Below are 16,428 nucleotides of genomic sequence, written 5' to 3' on the forward strand. Positions count from 1 at the left end.
TGCAGGGGGGACCCTGTGGGAGAGTAGGACGCCGCCGAACAATTTTTATAGGAAACCCCGCATCTTCGGATGCGGGGTTTTCTGCGTTTCAGGGCAGTCACGACGGCTCGACGAGCTTCGTGTCGTACGCCAGGATGACCGCCTGAATGCGGTCTCGGGAGCCCGTTTTCGCGAGGATGCGGCCCACGTGGGTTTTCACCGTGGACTCGGCCAGGTGGAGGCGGGTGGCTATCTCCGTGTTCGTCCAGCCTCTACCGATGACCGTGAGGATTTCCCGTTCCCGGTCGGTGAGGGAGGCGAGGCGTGCGTCCTCTTGGGTCAGTTCCTCAGCCGAGGGGTCGGCCGGCAGGTGGTGGACGTAGGCGTCCAGGAGGCGGCGGGTCAGGCTGGGGGCGACGACCGCGTCGCCGGTGGCCACCGCGCGGATGCCGGAGAGGAGTTCCTCGGGCTGGGCGTCCTTGACCAGGAACCCGGAGGCACCGGCGCGGAGACCGGCGTATGCGTATTCGTCCAGGTCGAAGGTGGTGACGATCAGGATGCGGGTGCGGTCGCCGGCGGCGGCGATGCGGCGGGTCGCCTCGATGCCGTCCAGGCCGGGCATGCGGATGTCCATGAGGACGACGTCGGGGTGGAGCTCCGCCGTCATGCGGACCGCTTCGCTGCCGTTCGCGGCCTCGCCGACGACGGTCATGTCGTCCTGGCTCTCCAGGAGCATGCGGGAGCCGAAGCGCTGGAGGGGCTGGTCGTCGGCGATGAGGACCGTGGTCACTGCGGGGTTTCCTCCGGGAGATGGAGACTGACGCGCCAGCCCTGGTCCGGGTGGGGGCGGGGGCCGGCCTCAAGTGTGCCGTTGTACAAAGCGGTTCGCTCGCGCATTCCGGGTAGTCCGCGACCGGGTCGGGGAGGAACGTCCGTCCTGAGGCCGTTGCCTGTGTCCGTGATCTGCACGGTGACGGCGGCCTTCGCCTCGTAGGACAGTTCTATCTCTGCGGTGGCGCCGGGGCCGGCGTGTTTGAGGGTGTTGGTGAGGGCTTCCTGGATGACGCGGTAGACGGTGAGCTGGCGGCCCGGGGGGAGCGTGGGGGTGCCATGGGTGGTGGTGTGGACGGGCAGGCCCGCGGAGCGCACGCCGTCGAGGAGCTGGTCGAGGTCGGTGAGGCCGGGTTGGGGTGTGAGCTCGGCTTGGTTCTTCTCCTCCTCCCTTAGGACATCGAGGAGGCGGCGGAGTTCTGTCAGGGCTTGGCGGCTGGTGGTGGCGATGGCGTCCAGGGCCTGGCCGGCACGTTCGGGGGACTTGGCGGCGGCGTATCGGCCGCCGTCGGCGAGGCCCGTGATGACGGAGAGGTTGTGGCCGATGATGTCGTGCATCTCGCGGGCGATGCGGGCGCGTTCGGCGGCGGTGGCGAGCTGGGCCTGCTGGTCGCGTTCTGTCTCCAGACGGCGGGCCCGGTCCTCGAGGGCCTCGGTGTAGTTGCGGCGGGTGCGGACCGTGATGCCGATGAGGGCGGCCACGGTGATCGACATCAGCTGTGAGCCGATCTGCTGTTCCCAGCTGCCCTCATCGCCGTAGCGGGCGGTCGTCACGAGGACCGGGGTCAACATCAGGGCCGTGGCCCACCACAGGTCGCGCAGGGCACGACGCAGGGCGATGTGGTAGATCACGGCCAGCTGGAGCAGGGCTGCCTGGAGCGCGGCGCCCGTCCATGCGTTGACGAGGGCGAAGGGCGCCATCGCGGCCAGGACGGTGCCGGGGTGGGTGCGGCGCCGGAGCAGGGGTGCTGAGAGGCCGAGGCTCAGGGTGAAGAGGAGCCAGGCGGGGACGTCCAGGTTTTGTGCGTTGTGGCGCCAGCCACCGCCCGCGTAGTCGATCAGGGCCGCCGTCACCCAGAAGCCGGTGAAGTGCAGGTCCCACAGCAGCGGGTGGCGTCGGTCGAAGGCGCGCACCTTGCGGGTGACGCGGTGGGCGTAGTCGGTGAGGGGCTCCGGCGCCCTGTCTTCCGTCACGGGGTCCATCGTGAAGGTTCCGATGCCGTGTGTCAGACGTCTCGGTGGCGCAGGACCGCCGCCGCGGCCGCGAGGGCCGTCGCCGTCCACAGGAGCATGGACAGCAGGGCCGTGCTCGGGGAGATCGCGCCTGGCATGGGCTGGGCCGTGGTGAGTGCTTCCAGAGCCTTGCCGGGGAAGTGGCGGACGGCGTCGTCGACGAACTCGTACGGGAGCAGGGCCAGGATCTCCGGGACGATCATGACGAGGCCGATGAAGGCGCCGATGGCCATCGGGACCGAGCGGACCAGGGCGCCGATGCCGAGGGCGAGGACGGCGAGCAGGGTGAGGCCGGCCGCGTTGCCGGCGAGGGCGCGCAGGACGCCCGGGTCGCCGAGAGCGGCGGACTGGTCCGTGCCGGAGAGGAAGGACTGGGCGAGGGGGAAGGTGAGGAGGTTCGTCGCCAGGGTGAGGGGGAACGCCACCGCGGCCAGGACGGCGGCCTTGGACCACAGGACGGGCAGGCGGCGGGGGACCGCGGTCATCGTGGCCCGGATCTGGCCCGTGGAGTACTCGCCGGCGGTGGCCAGGATGCCCAGGACGGCGAGGTTGATCTGGGCGAACTGCGTGCCGAGGAGGACGAAGAGGACCGTGTCCATCTCGCCTGCGCCGTCGTCGTAGGCGGCGCCCAGGCCCGCGCCCATGGCGGCGGTCAGCAGGCTCGTGGCGACGAGGGTGACCCAGGTGGAGCGCAGGGTCCAGAGCTTGTGCCACTCGGAGCGCAGGACGTGGGCCGGGGTCACGCGGTAGGGGAGGGCCGTCGTGGTCATGCTGCCGCTCCTTCGAGGGTCGCCGTGTACTCCACCGTGTCTCGGGTGAGGTCCATGAAGGCCTCTTCCAGGGAGGCGGTGCTGGGGGTCAGTTCGTAGAGGGGGATGCCGTGGGCGGCTGCCGTGCGGCCGATGTGTTCGGCGTCCGTGCCGCGGACCTGGAGGGTGCCGGGGGTGTCGGTGGTGATGTCGATGCCGGGGGAGGAGAGGAGGTCTACGAGGGCGGCGGCCTCCGGGGTGACGACCTTGGTGGTGCCCGCGCCGGAGTCGCGTACGAAGTCGGAGACCGTGGTGTCGGCGAGGAGGCGGCCGCGGCCGATGATGACCAGGTGTTCGGCGGTGAGGGCCATCTCGCTCATCAGGTGGGAGGAGACGAAGACCGTGCGGCCCTCGGCGGCGAGGGACTTGAGGAGGGTGCGGATCCACAGGACGCCCTCGGGGTCGAGACCGTTGACCGGTTCGTCGAGGACGACGGTGGCCGGGTCGCCGAGCAGGGCGGCGGCGATGCCGAGGCGCTGGCCCATGCCGAGGGAGAAGCCCTTGACGCGGCGGTGGGCGACGTCCGTGAGGCCGGTGAGGGCGAGGACCCGTTCGACGCGTGCGCGGGGGATGCCGTGGGTGTGGGCGAGGGCGCGCAGGTGGTGGTACGCGGTGCGGCCGGGGTGGACCGAGCGGGCTTCCAGCAGGGTGCCGACCTCGGTGAGGGGCGCGGGGTGGGCGGCGTAGGAGCGTCCGCCCACCGTGGCGTGGCCGCGGGTGGGGGCGTCGAGGCCGAGGATCATGCGCATGGTCGTGGACTTGCCGGCGCCGTTCGGGCCGAGGAAGCCGGTGACGGTGCCGGGGCGGACGGTGAAGGACAGGTCCGTGACGACCGTCCGGTCGCCGTAGCGTTTGGTCAGTTCGTGTGCGGTCAGCATGCCTCGATGCTCGTGCGTGCGGGGGCGGCGGGCGTCGGACCGGCGGCGGTAATCGGGGTGAGGGGTGTCGTACCCGGGTACTACCGTGGGCCGCATGAGCTATGTGATCCGGTCCGTCCGTGCTGATGAGTGGCCCGCGGCGAGGGAGCTGCGGCTCGCGGCGCTGCGGGACCCGGTGGCGCATCTGGCCTTCCTGGAGACGTACGAGGAGGCCGTGGCCAAGCCGGACTCCTTCTGGCAGGAGCGGACGGCGGGGGCCGCCGAGGGGGCGGACAGGGCGCAGCAGATCATCGCCGAGGGGCCGGACGGGCGGTGGGTGGGGACGCTGACCGTGCTCGTGGAGGAGCCCGGGACGACGGACTGGGCCGGGTTCGAGGTGGAGCGGAAGCAGGGGCATGTCGTCGCGGTGTTCGTACGGCCCGAGGAGCGCGGGAGCGGGCTGACCGAGGTGCTGTTCGACGCGGCCCTGGAGTGGTCGTGGGCACAGGGTCTTGAGCGGGTGCGGCTCATCGTGCACGAGGAGAACGGGCGGGCGCAGCGGTTCTATCGCCGGGCGGGGTTCCTGCCGAGTGGGGTGACCGTGCCGCTGGGGGACGCGGGGGAACGGGAGTTGGAGTTCGTGCTCGAGCGGGAGTGAGTGCCTTCGGGCGGGAGTGGGTTCCTTCGGGCGGGAGTGGGTGCCTTCGGGCGGGAGCGGGTGCCTACGGGCGAGGACTCAAGCGGGGGCGTCAGACCGGCAGTTCGTCGTGCGGCCAGCGGGCGCGGCCCTGTTCGCGGGACCGGAGCAGGGCCAGGGTCGGCATGCCCCGGTCCGCTCCGGTGGCCAGGAGCTCCGGCAGTTGGGGAAGCGGAGCAACGGCCGCGACGTCGTCCAGGACGAGCGTCATTGGTGGGTCGAGGCGACCGGAGGATGACCGTTCGGCCATGTGCCGGCCGCGCTCGACCACGCTGGAGACGAGGGCCGTCAGGAGGGGCATCGCGCCCGGATTCGTCCTGGGGTCCTCGATGGATTCCCCCACCACATAAAGCGTGCCCCCTTCGTGGACGAAGGAATCCAAGGCGAGGGCATCACTTCGGTTGGGAGTGCAGGCCTCGCGGATGTTGACCGTGGAGAGGGCCGTGAGGGCGCGGGTGGTCAACTGCTGGGCCATGTCGCGGCGTTCGGGGTGGGCGGTGAGAGCGCCTTCGAGTTCGCCGGCGGCGCCGGGGGCGGCCTTGGGGTTCGTACGGAGGATGCGTACGGCGTCCTGGATCTGGGTGCCCTGGGACCAGCGGTGGACGTGGCGGATGGTGCGGCCGTCGATGGCCGCGGCGTGGAGGTAGCTCCGCAGCAGTATCTCGGCCGTGTCGCTGAGGGCTTGGTCCAGTTTCGCGGTGGGGCGGACGGGGGTGAGGAGGGCAGCGGCTCGCTGGGTCGCCGTCGCCTTGTCCTCGCAGCCGGCTGTGGGGGACCAGTGGAGGCGGGACGGGGTGTCGCAGAGGTGGGTGGGGTCGTAGAGGTGGGTGGGGCCCAGTTTGGCTCGGCCGTCCTTGGTGTCCTGCCAGAGGACCGGGTTTGAGGTGACGACCAGGGTGGGGCCTTCCGCGTCCCGTACCACCTGGGTTGCCGTGGACTGGCGGGTTTCCCTGGGGGCTACGAGGACTTTTTCCCACCCGCTCACCGTCGGAGGTGGAACTGTTGCCGGCTCCGGGGGGTGCGAGCGGGGCGTCGGCACCTCGTGCTGCACCGCTGTTGCTACGTGCTCCGGTGCGGGTTCTTGTGCGGGTGCGGGTGCGGGTGCGGGTGCGGGTGCGGGTGCCTGTGCCGGTGCCGGTACCTCGTGCTGCGTCGGTGCCGGACGTTCCTCCGCTGCCAGGATCCGCTCCTCCCGGCGCCTGGCCCGGACCGCCCTCCATCGGGCCAGCGTGCCCATCACGAAGACCGTCAGGACGACCAGGATCATCAGCTGGCCGATGAACAGGCCCCAGAACAGGCCGTAGCCCGAGAGTTCGCCGGGGGGTGTCTCCGGCCAGGCGCCGGGGATGTCGTGGGGCTGGGCGATGAGGCCGCGCATGGCGAGGGGGGTGCGCGCGAAGGTGACGCCGGACGGCCAGGAGCCGTGGGCGAACAGTGCGGCGAGGCCGGTGGCCGTCCACACCAGCAGGGTCATGCCGAGGAGGAACGCGAGAATGCCGATCAGCAGGCCGTCGGGGATGCCTCCCTGGCTGTCCCGCTGGGTGCGGCGGTCGTCCGGTCTCACGCGTGCTCCCCTGGCTCTACGCCACCGTCGATTCGGAGTCGCCCAGGTGGTGTTCCACGAAGGCCGCGGCCCGTTCCTCCGCTTCCAGTTCGGCGGCGCGCAGGGCGTCGTCGTCCGCGAGGTCGGCGGAGGACTCGGTCATCGCGCGGTCGGTGAAGACCAGCGGGCGTTCGGTCTCCGTGACCAGGTGTTTGACGACCTGGACGTTGCCGTTGACGTCCCAGACCGCGATACCGGGGGTGAGGGTCGGGATGATCTCGACCGCCCAGCGGGGGAGGCCGAGGACGCGGCCGGTCGCTCGTGCCTCGTCTGCCTTCTGGGCGTAGATCGTCCGCGTCGAGGCCATCTTCAGGATGGCCGCAGCTTCTCTGGCCGCCGCGCCGTCGACGACGTCCGACAGGTGGTGGACGACCGCGACGAAGGACAGACCGAGGCGTCGGCCGAACTTCAGCAGGCGCTGGAAGAGCTGCGCCACGAAGGGGCTGTTGATGATGTGCCAGGCCTCCTCGACCAGGAAGATGCGCTTCTTCCGGTCGGGGCGGATCCAGGTGTGCTCCAGCCAGACGCCGACGATCGCCATGAGGATGGGCATGGCGATGGAGTTGCGGTCGATGTGGGACAGGTCGAAGACGATGAGGGGCGCGTCGAGGTCGATGCCGACCGTCGTCGGGCCGTCGAACATGCCTCGGAGGTCACCGTCGACGAGACGGTCCAGGACCAGCGCGACGTCCAGGCCCCAGGCCCGTACGTCGTCTATGGCGACGTTCATCGCCTCCGCGGACTCCGGCTCGGGGTGGCGGAGCTGCTCGACGATGTCGGTGAGGACCGGCTGGCGTTCGACGATGGTCTCGTTGACGTAGGCGTGCGCGACCTTCAGGGCGAAGCCGGAGCGTTCGTCCAGGCCGTGGCCCATCGCGACCTCGATGATCGTGCGGAGCAGCGCGAGCTGGCCGGTCGTCGTGATCGCCGGGTCGAGGGGGTTGAGGCGGATGCCCATGTCCAGGGCGGCCATGGGGTCCAGGCGGATGGGGGTTATGCCCAGCTCCTGGGCGATGAGGTTCCACTCGCCCACCCCGTCCTCGCCCTGGGCGTCCAGGACGACGACCTGGCGGTCGCGGAAGCGCAGCTGGCGCAGGACGTACGTCTTCTCCAGCGCCGACTTGCCGTTGCCGGACTCGCCGAGGACCAGCCAGTGGGGGGCGGGGAGCTGCTGCCCGTAGAGCTGGAAGGGGTCGTAGATGTAGCCCTTTCCGGAGTACACCTCGCGGCCGATGATGACGCCGGAGTCGCCGAGGCCCGGCGCGGCGGTCGGCAGGTAGACCGCCTGGGCCTGGCCCGTGGACGTGCGCACCGGGAGCCTGGTCGTCTCGACTTTCCCGAAGAGGAAGGACGTGAAGGCGTCGGTGAGGACGGACAGCGGGTCCCGCATCAGGTCCTACCTCCGAATGCCGGTGGCGAAGGGAAGGGTGTTCACGAAGGCGCGGTGGTGCTCGCGGTCGCACCATTCCAGCTTCAGGTACGACTTGCCGGCCGAGGCCCGTATCGTCCGCTTGTCGCGGGCGAGGGCGTCGGGGGACCGGGAGGAGACGGTGATGTAACCGACGAGGTTGACGCCCGCCGCGCCGCTGGCGAGGTCCTCTCCGCGCTGGTCGAGCCGGGAGTTCGCGGCGACGTCGCGCGGGTCGACGGTGCGGTTCATCTTGGCGGCGCGGGACGCCTCGGCCTCGTCGTTGGTCTTCTCGGTGAGCATGCGCTCGATGGCGATCTCGGTGGGTTCGAGGTCCATCGTGACGGCGACCGTGCGGATGACGTCCGGGGTGTGGACGAGGAGCGGGGCGAGGAAGTTGACGCCGACGGGGGTCATCGGCCACTCCTTCACCCAGGCGGTGGCGTGGCACCAGGGGGCGCGGGTGCTGGACTCCCGGGTCTTGGCCTGGAGATACGTGGGCTCCATGGCGTCCAGCTCGGCCGGCCAGGCGTTGCGCTTGGACATCGCCTGGATGTGGTCGATCGGGTGGTCCGGGTCGTACATGGAGTGGATCAGCGAGGACAGCCGCCCCTGACCGAGCGGCTGCCGCACGCGGATGTCGGCCTCCTGGAGGCGCGAGCAGATGTCGGTCAGCTCGCGGGCCATGACGACGGCGAGTCCGGCGTCCCGGTCGACCTTGCCGCCGTGGCTGCGGGCCGCGCGGGCCATGGCGTTGGCCTCGGCGGCGAGCTCGCGCGTGTAGTGCATGCAGGCGACGAGGTAGGCGCGGTGCTGCTCACTGCTGGTCGACACCATCGACTGGAGCTGGTCGTACGACTGCTGCAGCCACGGGGGTGCCTTCTCGTCGCCGCGGACGGAGACGTCCTTGTTGTGCGCGTCCGGGTCCGCCGGGAGGGTGCGGGCGAGCATCTGGAGGCGGGTGACGAAGCCGTCGCCGTTGGCCACGTGCTTGAGCAGGGTGCCGAAGCGGTCGACCAGGGCCTCTTGGTCCTCGGAGTCGCGCAGGCCGACGCCGGGGCCCTCGATCTCGATGGCTGCGGTGACGGTCTTGCGGTCGGCGTGCAGCAGTACGGCGATCTCGTCGGGCCCGAAGGGGGCGGCCAGCCAGGTGACGCGGCCGATGCCCGGGGGCGGGCCGACCTCGACCTCACGGCCGTCCAGCCGGGTGCCGGCCTCGACGGCGGTCGAGCGGTAGGTGGTGCCCTGCTTGAGGGTCCGCTTGTAGCTGCGGTTGATCTCGAACCACTTGTAGAACGTGCGGTGCTTGAACGGCACGTACACCGCGGCCAGAGCCAGCATCGGGAACCCGGCCAGCAGCACGATGCGCAGGGACAGCACGGGGACGAGGAGTCCGCACATCATGCCGAGGAACGCGCCCACGACGATCAGGGCGATCTCGCCGGTCTCGCGGTTGCGGCCGATGATCGCGTTCGGCCGGGCGCGGCCGATCAGATATGTACGGCGGGGCGTGACCGGATGGGACACGTGGGACTCGGTCGTCAACGCCCTTCACCTCCCGTGCGGTTGCTGCTGTTGCGGGTGTTGCTGGCGTGGGGAGTGTTGACGGGGCTGCTCGAACGGGGTGCGGGGGCGGCGGAGGGGACGGATCCGCCGCCGCCGTTCGAGGGGCGCGAGCTGTGCGCGGCGACTCCTCCGGAGGCGGGGTTCGAGGGGCGGGGGGCGGCGGACTGGCCGCCTGAGCCGCCCTTGTTGTCCGCGCGGGAGCTGTGGGTCTTGATGCCCTGCGCGACCAGGGTCGCCGGGGAGCTGATGACCGCGGCGGCCTTGCCCTCGGCGCCCTGCATGAGGCGGTTGTTGCGGGAGCCGGCGATCTCGTCGCCGAAGCCGGGGACGAAGCGGTAGATCATCGCGCTGGCGAAGATGGCGAGCAGGATGATGGCGAGGCCGGAGACGACGGCGGAGAAGGCGTCGGGTCCGTCGTCGGCGGAGAGCGCGCCGGCGAGGCCGAGCACGATGACGATGACGGGCTTGATCAGGATCACCGCGATCATGATGCCCGCCCAGCGGCGGACGTGGCCCCACAGGTTCTTGTCGACGAGGCCGGCGTAGACGACGGTGCCGAGGAGGGCGCCGACGTAGAGGAGCGCCGCCCTGATGACGAGCTCCAGCCACAGCACGCCGGCGGCGAGGATGCTGACCAGGGAGACGACGATCAGCATGATCGGGCCGCCGCCGATGTCCTCGCCCTTCTTGAGGGCCTCGGAGAACGTGCCGAAGAAGGCGTCGGTCTGGTCGCCGGTGGCTTTCGCGAGGACCTCGGTGATGCCGTCCGTGGCCGATACGACGGTGTAGAGGATCAGCGGGGTGAAGGCGGAGGCCAGCACGGTCAGCCAGAGGAAGCCGATGGCTTCGGAGAGGGCGGTGCTCAGGGGGACGCCGCGCACCGCGCGCTTGGCCACGGCCATGAGCCAGAGCAGGAGTGTGAGGACCGTCGAGGCGGCGAAGACGACGGCGTACTGCTGGAGGAACTTGGGGTTGGTGAAGTCGACGTTGGCCGTCTCCTTCACGGCGTCGCTGAGCTTGTCGACGGTCCAGGAGGCGGCTTCGGCGCAGCCCTTGGCGAGGGAGGAGAGGGGGTCGAGGGTGGAGGTGGGGTCGAGGCGGGAGGTACCGCCGCCTCCGCCGCTGCCGGTGTCGCCTTCGCAGATCTCTCTGGCCCTGCCGGAGAGCAGGGAGCAGTTGTCGTCGCTGGGCGTGGGCGAAGGCGTGGGCGCGGCGACCGCTCGGCCGGCGAGCAGGACCACGGTGGTCTGTACGGCTGTGAGGGTGGCGGCGAGCTTGACTGCGCGGCGCGGGCTACCGGGCATACGTGAACCCTCCGAACTCCTCGACGGCCTTCGAGATGTCGTCCGACGTCGACACCTTGTTGTCGCCGTTGACCGGCGCGGGGCCTTCCTTCTGGGAGAAGCTGTCGACCTTCCAGTCGCCGTCGGTCCAGCGCAACTGCAGGGTCATGGTGAACCAGTCGTTGGTGACCGGGTTCTGCGAGCTCTCCCCCGTCATCCCGAACACGCCCGTGCACCAGACCTCGACGGTGGCGGCGCTGCCCGAGTATTCGGTGGTTCTGGTGCCGACCGGCATGGTGCGGGAGACATACGTGCTGCCCTGAGGCGCCTCGCCGTTCTCGTCCAGGCCGACCTTGTCGAGGAACGCCTTGTCGTACACCTGGTCGAGATTCTTCTCCAGCTCGGAGACTCGGCCGGCGTCGAACACCTGGCGGACGATCTCGGTGCGCCGCGCGGGCTTGAGGATGTCGGCCGAGACCAGCACCACGGCATAGTTGGCCGCCGCGCTCTCCGCCCCCTCCTGGTTCTGTGCGAAGCCCGACGGGATGCCGCCCGACTTGGACTGGACGGGGCGTTGGCCCGAGGGCGCCGTGGCCGCTGTTTTCGGTTTGTTGCCGGTCGGGTCGGTCTTGTCGGGGGCGTCGCCGCCGCGGTTCGCGAAGGCGATGGCCGCGAGGAGGAGGACCACCACGCCGACCACCGTGACCAGGCTGCGAGGCGAGGAGCGGGGGCCGCGGCGGGGGGTGCCGTAGGCGTCGGGGTCGCTGTCGGGCAGGCGGGTGCGGGTCTGGCCCGTGCCGCCGTAGCCGCCGGAGGCCTCGCGCTCGTCACCGAGACTCATGCCGCGTACGCCCCCTCGACGTCGTGCGGAAACACTTGGTACCGGTCGTACTTCTCATACTCCTCGTACGACGGTAGCCGTGCTGGTTCCCGCGCGGGCGCGGTGTGGTGACTCGACATCAGGGAAACGCAACCTCAGCCGGTGGGCACGACGGGCGGGTGGGATGGAGAGGGAGCCGGGCGTGCCCGGCCGGGCGGACGGTGCCCGGGCTACACGGCCATGCCGTACACAATGGTGAACAGCGTGCCGAGGGAGCCGATGATGAAGACTCCTGTGAGGCCGGCGATGATGAGGCCCTTGCCCTGTTCGGCGCTGAAGGTGTCCCGGAGGGCCGTCGCGCCGATGCGTTGCTTCGCCGCGCCCCAGATGGCGATGCCGAGGCAGAGCAGGATGGCGACCGCCATCACGACCTCGATCATCACCTTGGCCTCGTTGCCCAGGCTGCCGAAGGGGCCCCAGTCCGGAGCGATCCCGCCGATGATCGTGTTGATGTCTCCCTTGTCGGCCGCAAAGAGCATGTAAGTCACCGCCCCTGTTGGGTAGTTCTTCACCCTCTGCGGTCGTGCAGAGGTCAGGCCTCATTGTCGCCGACAATGCCGCTGCCGGATGTCGACTTGGCGTCATTGATTGGCGGGTTTCGTACGAATACCTTGCCACCGTTCCGCGCCGGCCCCTAGAGGAGGCGACGGACGGTGTGCGAAGGATCGTATGGTCACTCTGTGTATCACGGCAGGTCACGACGGGCAATGAGGCCTGAGCGAAACCTGTCGTGAGGTTCCGTCGTTGTGCCTTTTTACGCCCTGTGTCACCTTTACGGACCGTTTTTGACGGTCGGTCGGGTGAAAGGTCGCGCCCGTGTTCTCCGGGTGAAGGCTACCTAACGCGGCGAACGGGCCGCGGCTGGGATGCCGTGGCCCGTTCATCGGTGACGTTCTGTCACGGGAGGGGAGGGGTCAGCCGGTGAAGGCGCCGAGTCCCTCGGGAGTGCCCCAGCCGGTCGGGCCGTCGTAGCCCGTCCGGGCGGTGCAGAAGTAGCTGGTGGTGCAGTTGCCGTTGGAGCCGCTGGTGACGTCGTTCAGGGCCGAGGTGTTCGCGTAGGGGAACTTGGCCGGATAGGAGCCGCTGGACGGAGTGCCGGCCAGGGCGTAGACGCTCGCGATGATCGGGGCGGAGGCGCTGGTGCCGCCGTAGGTGGCCCAGCCCTGGCCGTCGGCGCCGTAGGTGTCGTAGACGGAGACGCCGGTCGCCGGGTCGGCGACGGCCGAGACGTCGGCGATCGTGCGCTTGGCGCAGCCGGTGTCGGTCTGCCAGGCGGGCTTGGCGTCGTACGCGGAGCAGCCGGAGCCGGTGCCTTCGGTGCTGCTGGTCCTCCAGACGCTCTCGGTCCAGCCGCGGGCGGTGGAGGATGCGGAGAGTGCGGTGCCGCCTACGGCCGTCACGTACTTGGACGCCGCCGGGTACTCGGCGCCGTAGCCCGCGTCGCCCGCGCTGACGGTGATGGCGACGCCCGGGTGGTTGAAGTACGAGGAGTCGTATGTCGCGTCGGAGGAGGACTCGCCGCCGCCGTAGCTGTTGGAGACGTACTTGGCGCCGAGACTCACGGCCTCGTTGACGGCGGTGCCCAGGTTGGCCATGGAGGCGGACTTGGCCTCGACGAGGGTGATGTGGCAGTTCGGGCAGATCGCGCTCGCCATGTCGAGGTCGAGGGAGATCTCGCCGGCCCAGCCGCTGTCGGCGGTGGGCAGGGAGGTGGTGGAGCCGGTCTGGCTCACCTTCTTGAAGCAGCCGTTCGCGGTGGTGCAGGCGGGCAGGCCGTAGTGCGAGCGGTAGGCGGCGAGGTCCGACTCGGCGTTGGGGTCGTCGTAGGCGTCGACGACGGCGATGGTGCGGCCGGAGCCGTTGCTCGCGGCGGCGGAGGTCAGGCCGTAGGCGTCCTGGAGGTCGGAGGGGCCGTAGCCGGAGGGGGCGGTGGCGTCGGCGGCCTTGGGGGAGATGCCGTGCTGTTGCTGGAAGGCGGTGCGGCCGCCCGTGACGCGCAGGGCGTCGCAGGCCATCTCGTCCTTGTGCCGGGGGAGGGCGCAGGAGCGGGTCCAGGTGACCTTGGAGGAGTTCTCCTGGGCCTGGGCCTGGGCCGGGGCGATGGTGGCGGTGGCGAGGGCGGTGAGCAGGAGTGCGGCGGTGGCGGTGACGGCGGAGCCGGTGCGGAGCCATCTGCGGCGGGAGGAGGGGGCGTTGGGCGATGTCGTGCGCAAGGTACAGCCTCCTGGCAATGGTGGACAGAGGCCTGCGGGCGGGGGTCCGCCGGTGTGGTTCCCGGCGGGGGCGGCGGCCCGCGACGACGATCGCTTGTTGAGTACGTGACAACAAGACGGCTGTCGGAATTCTGACTTCCGCATTGCTGAAGGGGAGCCCGGGCTTACCGGTCGATGGCCGCTCGATGGCCGGGGGATGGGTGCGGCTTGACCAAGGGGCCCGGGATCAGCGGGGCTTGAGGCCGTGCAGGAGGAGGTGGACGAGCTCCTCGATGCCGTCCAGTGCCGCTTCGGGGGCGAGCATGCCGCCCGCGGCGAAGGAGGCGATGCCCTGGAGGGTGGCGCCGGTCAGCAGGGTGAGGTGCTGTGGGTTGCCCGCGATGATCTCGCCGCGCTCCTGGGCGTCGGCGATGACCCGCTCCAGGGAGCCCACCGTACGGTCGACGGCCGCGGCCATCTGCTCCGAGGCGTCCGGCTCGTGCTTGCGGGCGTACATGAGCTCCAGCAGCTCGGCGTTGTCGATCGCGAAGGCGAGATAGGCCCGGGCGAGGGCGGTGAGCCGCGGCTCCAGCGGCAGGGCGGCGTCGTCGGCGCCGGCCAGGGCCTGGCCCAGCCGGTCGTATCCGGCGAGCGCCAGGGCGTTGAGCAGGGCCTGCTTGTCCTTGAAGTGGCGGCCGGGCGCGGCATGGCTGACACCGGCCTCGCGGGCCAGTTCGCGCAGGGAGAGCGCGCCGGCCCCCTTCTCCCGCAGGGTGCGCTCGGCGCCGGCGAGCAGGGTGGAGCGCAGGTCTCCGTGGTGGTAGGGGCGGCTCTCCGGGGCGTGGCTCTCGGGCATGGGCACCATCGTATCTCGATGTTGATACCGCCATCATTGTTGTCGTTGACAGCATTGTTGTCGGCGTCTACATTCGAGGGTATGGCTGAACAGAAGACGAAGAGCGACGAGACATGGAACGCGCGCCGCCTGCCCGACCTCAAGGGCCGGACCGTCGTCGTCACCGGTGCCAACAGCGGCATCGGCCTCACCGCGACCGACGCGCTGGCCCGGGCGGGGGCGCACGTCGTCCTCGCCGTACGGGACCCGGAGCGGGGGCGCGCCGCGGCGGCGACCGTGCGCGGCAGCACCGAGGTGCGGCGCCTGGACCTGGCGGACCTCTCCTCCGTGCGGGAGTTCGCCGAGGGCTGGCGGGAGCCGCTGCACGCGCTGATCAACAACGCCGGCGTGATGATGCTCCCCAGACAGCACACCAAGGACGGCTTCGAGATGCAGTTCGGCACGAACCATCTCGGTCACTTCGCCCTGACGAACCTGCTGCTCCCGCACATCACCGACCGGGTCGTCACGGTCTCCTCGGGCGCCCACCGCTGGGGCGGCGCGCGGATCGGCTTCGACGACCTGGACCTGACGGCGAACTACACACCGCGGCGCGCCTACGCCCAGTCCAAGCTGGCGAACCTCCTGTTCACCCTGGAGCTCCAGCGCCGGCTGGCGGAGTCGGGCTCCACCGTCCGCGCTCTGGCCGCCCACCCCGGCTACTCGGCCACCAACCTCCAGAGCCACGCGGCCAACCCGGCGGCGCGCGCCCTCATGCGCCTCGGCAACCGGTTCTTCGCGCAGGACGACCGGGTGGGCGCCCTCCCCACCCTCTACGCCGCCACTCAGGACCTGCCGGGCGCGAGCTACGTGGGCCCCGACGGCCTGGGCGAGCTGCGTGGCGCCCCCACCCTGGTGGGCCGCTCCCGTGCGGCGAGCGACCCGCTGACGGCCCGGCGGCTGTGGCGGGTGTCGGAGGAGCGGACGGGCACGGTGTTCCCGCTGACCGTGGGGGAACCGGCGTAAGAGGGGTGAAGCACCCGCTCCCGTGACGTCGTGCGCCGGTTTCCCCGGGCGTGCTTCCGCCGTGCCGCACGTGCCGTGGCCGGTTCCTCCTTCCGCCCCCGACTCTCCTCTTCGTGATCATTCCTGAGCACGGCAGCCCCCTCTACACTGACCAGGCGACGGACTCGCGTGCGGTGAGGGGCGGTTGACGGTGCGTAAGGCATGGATCGTGGCGGGTGTTGCGATCAGCTCCGCCCTGGCCTTCGTGATGCTGCTCGTCGTCGGGGTCTACATCGTCGCCGGGAACCTGGCCAACGGCGTGGGCGGTGGGGCGAAGGCGCTGGCCAAGGGGGCGGTGCCCGCCGCGTACTCGGGCCTCGTGGCGAAGTGGGGCAACCTCTGCCCCGCCATCAGCCCGGCCCTGCTCGCCGCCCAGCTCTACCAGGAGAGCGGGTTCAACCCGAAGGCCCAGAGCCACGCCGCCGCGCAGGGGATAGCGCAGTTCATCCCCGGTACCTGGGCGTCGCACGGCATCGACGGGGACAAGGACGGGGACCGGGACGTATGGGACCCCGCGGACGCGATCCCCTCCGCCGCGTCGTACGACTGCGAACTCGCGTCGTACGTGAAGAAGGTTGGCGGGAATCAGACCGAAAACATGCTGGCCGCGTACAACGCGGGGGCGTATGCGGTGATCAAGTACGGGGGCGTGCCGCCGTACAGCGAGACCCGGAACTACGTGAAGAGGATCACGACGCTCTCGGAGAGCTTCGCGGCGCCCGTCGGGCGGGTCGACCCCTCCGAGCAGGCCGCCGGCGCGATCGAGTACGCGCAGAAGAAGCTCGGCACGCCCTATCTGTGGGGCGGCACCGGTACCGCTGAGCAGGGCGGACGCTTCGACTGCTCGGGGCTGACCCAGGCCGCCTACGAGACGGTGGGCATCAAGCTCCCGCGCGTCGCCAACGACCAGTACAACGCCGGTCCGCATCCCTCGCGGGACGAACTGCTCCCCGGCGACCTCGTGTTCTTCTCGGACGACCCCACCAATTCACGGGCCATCCGGCATGTCGGTATTTATGTCGGAGGCGGGTACATGATCGACGCGCCGCGTACAGGTGCGGTGATCCGGTTCGACCCGATCGACACCCCCGACTACTTCGGAGCCACGCGAGTCACCGAAGATGGCGCGAAAGCACTGCCCACGACGGTGTGAGCCGAGCGTGAACCCACCCCCTGAGCTGCGAAGACGC

At 70.4% G+C, this 16,428-nt stretch carries 15 protein-coding genes; 3 read left to right on the forward strand and 12 right to left on the reverse strand.

The genetic code is table 11. The annotated features are described in order from the left end of the window. Positions 1-97: 97 nt before the first annotated feature. From ACIBK5_RS40930 to ACIBK5_RS40945, 4 genes are read right to left on the reverse strand one after another with little or no spacing between them, the layout of a single operon-like run. Positions 98-769, reverse strand: coding sequence for a response regulator (locus tag ACIBK5_RS40930; RefSeq protein ID WP_399028126.1), 672 nt, complete (start codon positions 767-769; stop codon positions 98-100). Next, complete coding sequence (locus ACIBK5_RS40935; protein ID WP_399028128.1) at positions 766-2,013, reverse strand: sensor histidine kinase; 1,248 nt, start codon at positions 2,011-2,013, stop codon at positions 766-768. The genes ACIBK5_RS40930 and ACIBK5_RS40935 overlap by 4 nt, the downstream gene beginning before the upstream one ends. A gap of 23 nt (positions 2,014-2,036) precedes the next feature. After that, positions 2,037-2,813, reverse strand: coding sequence for an ABC transporter permease (locus ACIBK5_RS40940; protein WP_399028130.1), 777 nt, complete (start codon positions 2,811-2,813; stop codon positions 2,037-2,039). Beyond that, a complete protein-coding gene (locus ACIBK5_RS40945; RefSeq protein ID WP_399028132.1) occupies positions 2,810-3,730 on the reverse strand; it encodes an ATP-binding cassette domain-containing protein in 921 nt (306 codons plus the stop codon). Before ACIBK5_RS40945 ends, ACIBK5_RS40940 begins: the two co-directional genes overlap by 4 nt. 94 nt (positions 3,731-3,824) lie before the next feature. On the opposite strand from ACIBK5_RS40945, the gene ACIBK5_RS40950 reads away from it, so the two are divergent. After that, positions 3,825-4,367 carry a GNAT family N-acetyltransferase gene (locus ACIBK5_RS40950; RefSeq protein WP_399028134.1) on the forward strand — a complete coding sequence of 181 codons (543 nt, stop codon included), beginning with the start codon at positions 3,825-3,827 and terminating at the stop codon, positions 4,365-4,367. 91 nt (positions 4,368-4,458) lie between these two features. On the opposite strand, the gene ACIBK5_RS40955 is transcribed toward ACIBK5_RS40950, so the two are convergent. The 8 genes from ACIBK5_RS40955 to ACIBK5_RS40990 form a co-directional block, all read right to left on the reverse strand. Continuing rightward, positions 4,459-5,970: a type IV secretory system conjugative DNA transfer family protein gene (locus ACIBK5_RS40955; protein WP_399028135.1), complete on the reverse strand. Its 1,512-nt coding sequence runs from the start codon at positions 5,968-5,970 to the stop codon at positions 4,459-4,461. A gap of 16 nt (positions 5,971-5,986) precedes the next feature. Then, positions 5,987-7,399, reverse strand: coding sequence for an ATP-binding protein (locus tag ACIBK5_RS40960; RefSeq protein ID WP_391114941.1), 1,413 nt, complete (start codon positions 7,397-7,399; stop codon positions 5,987-5,989). Between the two features lie 6 nt (positions 7,400-7,405). After that, positions 7,406-8,962 (reverse strand): SCO6880 family protein, encoded by a 1,557-nt coding sequence (locus tag ACIBK5_RS40965; protein ID WP_399028137.1) that lies wholly within the window; start codon positions 8,960-8,962, stop codon positions 7,406-7,408. Continuing rightward, entirely contained in the window at positions 8,959-10,287 is a 1,329-nt protein-coding gene (locus ACIBK5_RS40970; protein ID WP_399028139.1) for a hypothetical protein, read from the reverse strand. The genes ACIBK5_RS40965 and ACIBK5_RS40970 overlap by 4 nt, the downstream gene beginning before the upstream one ends. Continuing rightward, a complete protein-coding gene (locus tag ACIBK5_RS40975) occupies positions 10,277-11,107 on the reverse strand; it encodes a hypothetical protein (protein ID WP_399028141.1) in 831 nt (276 codons plus the stop codon). The genes ACIBK5_RS40970 and ACIBK5_RS40975 overlap by 11 nt, the downstream gene beginning before the upstream one ends. A 209-nt stretch (positions 11,108-11,316) precedes the next feature. Continuing rightward, on the reverse strand, positions 11,317-11,625 hold the full coding sequence (locus ACIBK5_RS40980) for a hypothetical protein (protein ID WP_003991275.1): 309 nt from the start codon (positions 11,623-11,625) through the stop codon (positions 11,317-11,319). Between the two features lie 435 nt (positions 11,626-12,060). Next, the gene (locus ACIBK5_RS40985; RefSeq protein ID WP_399028144.1) at positions 12,061-13,359 is read right to left on the reverse strand and encodes a peptidase S8; all 1,299 of its coding nucleotides are present in this window, start codon (positions 13,357-13,359) and stop codon (positions 12,061-12,063) included. A 226-nt stretch (positions 13,360-13,585) separates the two neighbouring features. Then, positions 13,586-14,203 (reverse strand): TetR/AcrR family transcriptional regulator, encoded by a 618-nt coding sequence (locus ACIBK5_RS40990; RefSeq protein WP_399028146.1) that lies wholly within the window; start codon positions 14,201-14,203, stop codon positions 13,586-13,588. A 72-nt stretch (positions 14,204-14,275) separates the two neighbouring features. Here ACIBK5_RS40990 and ACIBK5_RS40995 point away from each other — a divergent pair, with 72 nt between their 5' ends. After that, positions 14,276-15,199 (forward strand): oxidoreductase, encoded by a 924-nt coding sequence (locus tag ACIBK5_RS40995; RefSeq protein ID WP_399028148.1) that lies wholly within the window; start codon positions 14,276-14,278, stop codon positions 15,197-15,199. A gap of 184 nt (positions 15,200-15,383) precedes the next feature. Next, positions 15,384-16,391, forward strand: coding sequence for an NlpC/P60 family protein (locus ACIBK5_RS41000; RefSeq protein ID WP_399028150.1), 1,008 nt, complete (start codon positions 15,384-15,386; stop codon positions 16,389-16,391). Positions 16,392-16,428 lie beyond the last annotated feature (37 nt).

The sequence above is a fragment of the Streptomyces sp. NPDC050546 genome (assembly GCF_044457425.1).
In the GTDB taxonomy this organism is placed as follows: Bacteria; Actinomycetota; Actinomycetes; order Streptomycetales; family Streptomycetaceae; genus Streptomyces.